The 1,139-nt window shown below is 73.6% G+C and carries 1 protein-coding gene; it reads right to left on the bottom strand.

The window, feature by feature from the left end:
- The coding region (locus F3J18_RS37495; protein WP_240156529.1) for a serine/threonine-protein kinase at nucleotides 1–1,139 on the bottom strand (1,139 nt) is incomplete at both ends.

Below are 1,139 nucleotides of genomic sequence, written 5' to 3'. Positions count from 1 at the left end.
AGGCTCTCGACCAGCGCGCCCACCGTCTGCAGCCGCGCGTCGCCCTCGAAGGCCACCGCCTCGGCCAGCGCGCGCGCCTGGCGCCGCGACAGCCCCGGCACCGCGGGCGGCGCGGCGTTTTCGTTCATCGCCAGCTCGGCGCTGCGGCGCTCGAAGGGATGGCGGCCGGTCAGCAGTTCGTAGATCACGCAGCCGAGCGCATAGACGTCGTCGCGCACCGCCGGATCGGCGCCGCGGATCATCTCCAGGCTCGCGTAGGCCGGCGTCAGCGCGCCCAGCGTGCCGGCGTCGAACACCGTCTGGTCGCCGGCCGCGCCCGCGCGCGCGTTGCCGGCGCGGGCGATGCCGAAGTCGAACACCTTGGGCACGCCGTCGCGCGTGACCATCACGTTGCCCGGCTTGAAATCGGAATGCACGATGCCGCTCGCGTGGGCACGCTGCAGCGCGCGCGCCATGCCCTCGATCAGCGGCCAGGCCTCGCGAAACGGCATGCCCGAGGGCCGCTCGCGAATCAGCGTGCGCAGGTCGGTGCCGTCGATGTACTCCATGGTCATGAAGACGATGGTGCCGTCCTTGTCGAAATCGTAAACATGGACGATATGGTCGTCGGCCAGGCGCTGCGCGCGGCGGGCCTCGCGCTGCAGCGCGATCAGCGAATCGGGATGGCGCCGGAACTCGTCGTTGAGCACCTTCACCGCCACGAAGGGATCGCGGTCGCGCGCCTCGACCTTGCGCTCGTCGCGCGCCAGGTAGACCACCCCCATGCCGCCGCGGCCGAGCTCGCGCTCCAGCAGGAAGCGGCCCTTGAGCAGGGTGCCGACGCTCGCGTGATCGCCGCCCTGGGCGTTCGCCACGCGCTGCCAGCTCTCGCGGCTCAGGCTGTCGGATTGGGTGCTGCCGGCGGCCGGCGCGGGGCGCATCACCACCGTCGCGTCGGCGTCGAAGCCGCCGGTGGCGCCGGTGCTGGTGGCGCTGGTAGCACTGGCGGCGCCCACGGTGCGCAGCGTGCGCACGGTTCGCTCGCCGCGCCCGGGATGGGCGGTCTCGTCATTGGCGGGGCGCGAGGACAGCACCACGGTCAGGTCGCCGTCGGCGGGCACCGCGCGCCCGGCGGTGGTGGTGACCGCGCGCGCGGGGCC

The organism is Burkholderia sp. Ax-1720, assembly GCF_011753035.1.
In the GTDB taxonomy this organism is placed as follows: domain Bacteria; phylum Pseudomonadota; class Gammaproteobacteria; order Burkholderiales; family Burkholderiaceae; genus Burkholderia; species Burkholderia gladioli.
Note: the sequence above shows the minus strand (reverse complement) of the source record. Positions and strands in the feature narration are given on the sequence as shown.